At 57.9% G+C, this 6,945-nt stretch carries 5 protein-coding genes; 4 read left to right on the top strand and 1 reads right to left on the bottom strand.

Annotated elements, in window-relative coordinates:
- Positions 1-37 precede the first annotated feature (37 nt).
- Entirely contained in the window at positions 38-844 is an 807-nt protein-coding gene (locus tag A3AI_RS0141480; RefSeq protein WP_036051709.1) for an ABC transporter permease, read from the top strand.
- Positions 845-862: 18 nt separating this feature from the next.
- A complete protein-coding gene (locus tag A3AI_RS0141475) occupies positions 863-1,960 on the top strand; it encodes an ABC transporter ATP-binding protein (protein ID WP_024521081.1) in 1,098 nt (365 codons plus the stop codon).
- 714 nt (positions 1,961-2,674) lie between these two features.
- Here A3AI_RS0141475 and A3AI_RS0141470 read toward each other — a convergent pair.
- Positions 2,675-3,847, bottom strand: a complete 1,173-nt coding sequence (locus A3AI_RS0141470) for an alpha-hydroxy acid oxidase (RefSeq protein WP_024521080.1) — start codon at positions 3,845-3,847, stop codon at positions 2,675-2,677.
- 579 nt (positions 3,848-4,426) lie between these two features.
- Between A3AI_RS0141470 and A3AI_RS0141455 the strand changes: the two genes are divergently transcribed.
- Both A3AI_RS0141455 and A3AI_RS0141450 read left to right on the top strand, forming a co-directional pair.
- Complete coding sequence (locus tag A3AI_RS0141455; RefSeq protein WP_024521079.1) at positions 4,427-5,455, top strand: NAD(P)-dependent oxidoreductase; 1,029 nt, start codon at positions 4,427-4,429, stop codon at positions 5,453-5,455.
- Between the two features lie 540 nt (positions 5,456-5,995).
- Complete coding sequence (locus A3AI_RS0141450; RefSeq protein WP_024521078.1) at positions 5,996-6,379, top strand: cupin domain-containing protein; 384 nt, start codon at positions 5,996-5,998, stop codon at positions 6,377-6,379.
- The last annotated feature ends 566 nt before the right edge of the window (positions 6,380-6,945 follow it).

The following is a 6,945-nucleotide window of genomic DNA, read 5'->3' as shown; positions in this document are numbered from 1 at the left end:
CCAGGCGGCAGGCAGGTCTTCGGGGGCGCGCACTAACATGGTCGCTCGCTCTCACTCGATAGGCACCAGGCGCACCGCGGGGGCCGTGCTTCTATCCGTCACGGCATGGTTCGGCTATGTCTTCCTGATGATGCCGNACTTCGTCGTGATTCCGATGGCGTTCGGCAACGCCCANGAGATGATCTTTCCTCCCCAGTCGTTCTCCACCGAGCTGTTCAAGAAGTTTTTCTTCGAAAGCAACTGGATGGATGTGACCTGGCGGAGCTTCCGGGTAGCCGTCAGCACGATGGTAGTGTCACTGACCATCGGCGTGCCAGCGGCGTACAGCATAGTGCGGGGCAACTATCCGGGAAAGAAGTACATCGCCATGTTCCTTCTGTCCCCGATCATGGTCCCGCTGATCGTGATCGCGCTCGGCCTCTATCTTTACTTCGCGCGCCTTGGCATCCTGGGATCGGAGCTGTCGCTGGTTCTGGGCCACGCGGTCTACGCCACCCCCTTCGTACTCGTGACCTCGATGGCAGGCCTTCGGCATGTGGACCAGAGGCTCGAAACGGCGGCGACTATTATGGGCGCCGGCCCGCTGCGAGTCTTTTTTCAGATCACGCTGCCGCTCCTGCGGCCGGCCATATTCGCGGGAGGCCTCTTCGCTTTCCTCATGTCATTCGACGAGGTCGTGATAGCGTACTTCATTTCGAAGACAGACACCGCGACGCTGCCGGTCAAAATGTTCTCCAGCATCCTATGGGAGCAGTCGCCCGTGCTGGCGGCGGTGTCTACGTTTCTTACCGTGCTGTCGCTGATCATCTGCCTCATCGGCGCTGCCTTCCAAAAGAAAGCCTGAGCGCCAGGAGAGCAATAGATGACGATGGTGCGTCTCGAGAAAGTCAACAAGAGCTATGGCAACGTGGTGGCTCTTCACCAGGTCGACCTTTCGGTCGAAGAGGGGGAGTTCGTGACCTTGCTCGGTCCCTCAGGTTGCGGCAAAACGACGATGCTCAATCTCATCGCCGGCATGATTGCACCGAGCTCCGGTCGCATCCATATCGCAGGCAAGGATGCCACCGACATTCCGGCCAACAAGCGGGGACTTGGCATGGTGTTCCAGAACTATGCGCTCATGCCGCATATGACCATCTTCGAGAATATTGCGTTTCCACTGCGCGTGCGGAGGATGAGGTCGGCCGAAATCAAGAAGAAGGTCTCGGAGGTTCTGGATCTCGTCAAGCTCCCCCATATAGCAAACAGGAAACCGCAGGAGCTTTCCGGCGGCCAGCAGCAACGTGTCTCGATTGCACGCTGCATTGTTTATAACCCCTCGATCATTCTCATGGATGAGCCCATGGGTGCTCTCGACAAGAAGCTGCGCGAACAGATGCAGCTCGAGCTCAAGCGCATCCATACCGAGCTCAAGATCACGATGCTCTATGTTACCCACGATCAGGAGGAAGCGCTGACCATGTCGGACCGCATCATTCTCCTGAACGACGGGGAGGTCGAACAAATGGGGTCGCCGGAGGAGCTCTATTTCCAGCCGTGCTCCAGCTTCGCGGCCAACTTCCTCGGCGATTCGAACCTGATGGAAGCAACCGTGAAGGAAATGGGGAAAACCCTCAAGGTCGCACTCTGCTCCGGCGACGAGATCTGGACCAGGCCCGCCGCGTTCGCGGCGCCGGGGCAAAAGGTCAAGGCGATGGTCCGGCCGGAGAATGTCAATATTCTCCGTCCGGAACAGCAAGCAAACGGCTTTGATAACCGGATAAAGGGCACGGCCATCGATTCCATCATCCTCGGCGGCGTCATCAAGCACTACGTGCGCCTCGAGGGGAATGCCACAGTCGTAGCACAGGAGCTCACAAGGACAGGGCGCCGCGCGCTCACGCCAGGCGAGCCCGTCGAACTGGCATGGCGGCAAGACGATACGCTCGTGCTGCCTCTCGTCGGTAAGGTCGTCGCTTGATCACGATGCTTGTCCGGCGGCGGTGCGTTTCTGCGAACACAGTCCGACGCTCACGCCTTTCGCAATCCCGCGAGTCTCGACCCGAAATCTACGTTTGGCGTCCCCAGAGGTTCGGCAGCTTCTGAAGCCCCAGTGGGCAACGTGAGATCTTCCGCACTTTCGGCGTTAGCTCCCTGGGTTAGCGTCTCAGTTACTCCGGCACGGCGCAATCCGAACACAGAAGAAAGGTGGCTAACTGGAAGCACATTTAGGTAAGAGCATCACTTGCCCAAACAGGGGGGCTGGCGACCCGCTTTTCCGGATCGTGCCGCCCCCGATAGCCTTATCTGCGCTCAATGCAAGGACGATGCTTGAACACACCGCAAAGATGATCTCGAATTTCCCGATGCTCATTGTTAGCCGACGCAACTTCTCAACGCTGATCCTGTGTGCGCTTCCAGGAGAGAGCACAAAGACTGATGCGTCGAAAGAAGCCCTCTCACTAAGAGCGAACCGCCGACCGCACCATGAGTTCAGTAGCCGCCATTTCGAGGATGATTGACGCCCCAACAATCCCTCAGTGAAAGGCGGCCTTTCCCAAGGATAAACCTGATCCAGACGCCTTTTGGACTCCAAGCAAGGCGCCATCTCTGGTCGGTCCAGGTCCGCCCGGCAGCGTTGCCGGGCGCTTGAGCGCTGCGACTTGAGGTAAGTTGGCGCGTGCGTTTGGCGCTCCTATGCCGGAATCAGCCAAGACCGGTCGAGCGCTGCGACGCTCGGGCAACCCATCAGGATCAGGTTGCGGTGCAACTCCTCGCGAAAGATGTCGATCACGTGCCGCACTGCCTTCTCGCCGCCGACTGCTAGCGCATGGACATAAGGTCGGCCTATAAAGACGCCCTTGGCGCCCAGCGCAAGCGCGATGATCACATCGCTACCGCGTCGCACGCCGCCGTCGAGCAGCACCTCGCAGCGGTTTCCCACTCGATCGACGATCGCCGGCAGGGCGTCGATGGCACCTTGGCAGCTGTCGAGCTGGCGACCGCCATGGTTCGAGACCACCACCCCATCGGCGCCGATTTCGTCCACCGCCTTGGCCGCATCATCAGCGTCCATGATTCCCTTGACGTAGAACGGGCCTTTCCAGTGGTCGCGCATCCAGGCGACGTCATCCCAGTTGAGGTCACCCTGCATGTAACGCTGTTGAGCACGCACCGCTTCGATAGCGCCGGCGACAGCGGAGCGGCGTCCGGCCACATAGTGGATCGGAGCGGTTCTCCTGTGTACGAGTAGATTCCACCACCAAGCAGGATGCAGGCCGGCCTCGAGTATGCTGCCGAGCCTGAATTCCGCGGGAATGGTCATGCCCGAGCGCCGCTCGGCTTCGCGGTTGCCCAGGATCGGCACGTCCACCGTAACGAACAGGGCAGTATATCCGGCGGAGGCGGCGCGGTTCATAAGCTCCGTCGCCTTGTCCCTGTCGCCGAAGGGGTATAGCTGGAACCAGTGGTCAAGCTCGGTGGCCTCCGCCACTTCCTCTATGCTGTAAGAGGCCGCCGTCGAAAGCACGTGCCGCGTGCCGGATAACTCGGCGGCTTTCGAAACCGCCACATCGCCTGTCCAATGCGCTAGGCCCACCATGCCGGTGGGCGCCAGCGCTAGTGGCAGCGCCAGCTTCGTCCGGCAAAAGTTGGTCTTGAGCTCGGGCTTGTTGGCGCCAGTCAGGGTGCGTACGCGCAGGCGCCATTTGCGGAACCCTTCGCGATTGTCGCGAATAGTGACGAGGTCGTCCGCGCCGCTCGACAGATAGGGCCAGGTCATTGTCGGCAGCTTGCGCTTCGCAAGCTTGGTGTAGTCTTCGGTGGACATCGGCGGCGAAGGGCCGAACGGATCGTGGAAGAGAGCCATTCCGGTTAGAGTCCTCCTGCCAGCTGACGATGGTCCACGCTGAACCTCGCCAGTCCACTTTTCGGGCCTATGCAAATACACATGCTGAAGCTCGCTCTGGGATCGCTGACTTCAGAGCGGTAGGTCGAGCGGGATCAGCGACGATCAATTGCCTTCCACGAAATTGTAATCATGTTCCTTAATGGATTTGTGCAATGAGGCACGCGCTGCCGCCTGAATCCCGCGTCCAAGGCCGACTTTTGAGGACCTTCAACGCTGCCGACGTGGCTGACGATTTGATCGCGCAATTCGCAGATTCATAGTAGGCGCTCTTTTCGGGTCACAGAGCCGCGGAGCGAGGCGGCTGTTCGGAGTCCGCAAAGGGGTAGTTCTTGCGCCGAGTGCCAAAGGCCGGTGGGCTCACATCCGCTTCGTATTGAGGTGCATGTCGTGGAGTTGGTGCAAAAAACGTCTGATCTCCAAGCGGATGTGCAGAATTTCCATGGATTGATGGCATTCATCGGTGAAATTCGGCGTTAAAGTCCTCGTAGTGTTTCCCGGCGGCATTTAGGGTTAAAACTACCAAGGAGAGACGGGGCCATGAAAGTCCTTTGCTTGTGGCATGCGACCAAGGATGAGATTAGCAAGATAAGAGAGGCGCTGCCGCGTGGCACGGAAATCGTGGCACCAGAAGGCGATTACTTCTCTCGCTTTGAGAGCACATACCAGCAGTTGGAGCCGCACGCTCGCGACGCAGATGCTTTCATCGGCTGGGCTCTTCCAAGAGGCCTCTTGGAAATTGCAGACAAGCTTAAGCTGCTTTCTTGGCTGCATTCTGGCTGCGACGACCTCGCCAACATAGGTGCTTTCTCGCTGTTTAAGCAGCGCGGCGTCAAGGTCGCAAACATTCGGGGTGGGAATGCGATTGCGGTCGCGGAGCAGGCGATGATGTTCGTGCTTGCCCTCGCTAAGAAGACCATATTCAAGCATCAAGTAGTAGCCCAAGATGGGCGTCGACTCTTTCCTCTATTTGCAGACGAATATCGTTCAGCCATGCTGAATGGTCGCACCATCGGCGTGATCGGCGTTGGAAGCATCGGCAGCGAGATTGCTAAGCGTGCGAAAGGCTTCAACATGCGCGTTCTCGGCGTGCGTCGCAACAAAGATCGGCCCGTAGAACACGTAGATTCAATGCACGGTGTCGACGAGTTGCACTCAGTGCTTGCGAAATGTGACTATGTCGTTCTAGCAACTCCCAATACAAAGGAGGCTTTCCAATTCTTCGGTAAGGCTGAAATAGCTGCTATGAAGCCCTCTGCCTTCCTCATCAACATCGCTCGTGGAAATCTGGTTCAAGAGAAACCCCTCTATGAGGCGCTTACGTCCGGTCGTTTGCGTGGCTACGCGTCAGATGCCTGGCAGCGGTATGAATTTGGGAGAGCCTTTCCGATCAGCTTCTTGCCACGCTTGGAGGTTCACAAGCTTCCAAACGTAGTCTGCTCTAACGACCAAGCAGCAAATGCCGATGACGTTCTGGAGGGGTATCTGCAGTGGGGTATTGAGAACTTGGTGGACTTTGCGACGGAAAAGCCACTGAGGCGTGAGGTTAATCTAGATTTGGGTTACTAGATCCGACCTTGCGACCCGATTGACACGAGTAAGCCGATGATCAGCGCGCGGTGCTATGGTCTGGCGCTACCAGAACCTCTCGTTTCTTAGCCGACGATTGCGTCCCTGCGCAGGTTTCGCTCCGATATTGAGCGACACTTGCGCCAGGCCGTCGAGATAAAAATCTCGAAATCAAGGCGCGATCGACCTCTCGCGGGGTTTAACCGGGGCATTGATGCTCAGCAGACGGATCCAAAGCGGATCTCGGATCAACTTGCAGTGCTGACGTCAAGAATTGACCCGGTGCAGTATTCCGCCGCTACATCTCCTATTCTGACGGTTTCTCCGGCTGGCGCTCTTCCGCTGGCGCACGGCATCGAGAAGCCAGCGAAGAGACTGCTGCGGTCGTCCAAACCAGAAGATTCGGTTCCGATCGGGGCGTTTCAAGAGACCGCTATAGTCTGGGTGATGCTTTCGACATCGCGCTAGACCGGACAGCGCGTTCCGGATGCAACATCGATACGGTTCTGACGCAAATTGTTGTGTCACCATGAGGCGGTCATGAGCGGATTTAAAAAAATCATTCTATTTACTGACACCGACGGCCGCACGCGCTTTCGCGAGGAAACGATCCAACTCACCGAAGGCACGCCGCAGATTCAACTATCGGAGGCGTCTCCGTGCAGTAACTATCGAATCCGTCGTAGCCCGGTGGGCTATAACTACGATTTCCATTGTTCGAGCAGCCCGATATGGGTTGTGATTCTGCAGGGGCAATTAGAAATAACCTTGCGAGACGGGAGTTCTCGCCTCTTCAAACCTGGCGACTGCTTCTTTTCGGCAAACGTTCTTCCGTCTGGCGCCGTTTTCGACAAGAACGTTCATGGGCACGCCTCACGTCAGGTCGGTCCCGATCCGCTAGTAACGATGTTCGTGGGCGTTTGACCCGAGCCTTTTCCTTCTTAGAAGTGGGCTTTTCGAACGGAAAATGGCCCACGCCCGGGTGCCGTGGCGCGGGCATCCGCCAAATTTCAATCGACCGCCCCAAAGACTTGAGAGCTTTGGGCCTGCTGGTGTAGCAGGTGCAGGCGGGCGCTTGCAGCCAGGTGGAGATGAAGCGCAGCTTCGATAGCACAATCGATTTCCGGCATCATTGCTGTCCCGTATATCGGAAAGCAAAGCAGAAGCTGACGCAAATGTGCCCTTGGAGGCACACACGTGCTTATGGATGCGGATTCCGAGATGATGGTGCGCACCGTACCGAGTTGATGGCGCGCAGGGTTCCGAAATGATCGCGCGCAGCATTCCGAGCATTCTCCGCGCAGCATTCCGATTTGATCGCGCGCAGTTTCGATGGTGTGAGGCCTGATCGTTGGGCCATTTCTCCGACTGGAAACAGCTTGGAGAATTGGATGCCGACGAGGAGGGTTATCATGCGCCAGGTGCGCGAGATTGTGAGGTTGAGCCTTGAGGCTGGGCTCTCGACGCGCGTGGTTGGCGAGCGTGTCGGC

It is taken from the genome of Bradyrhizobium sp. Tv2a-2, from assembly GCF_000472425.1.
Classification (GTDB): Bacteria; Pseudomonadota; Alphaproteobacteria; order Rhizobiales; family Xanthobacteraceae; genus Bradyrhizobium.
The sequence above is the reverse complement of the archived record's forward strand: the minus strand, read 5'-3'. Positions and strand labels throughout refer to the sequence as shown.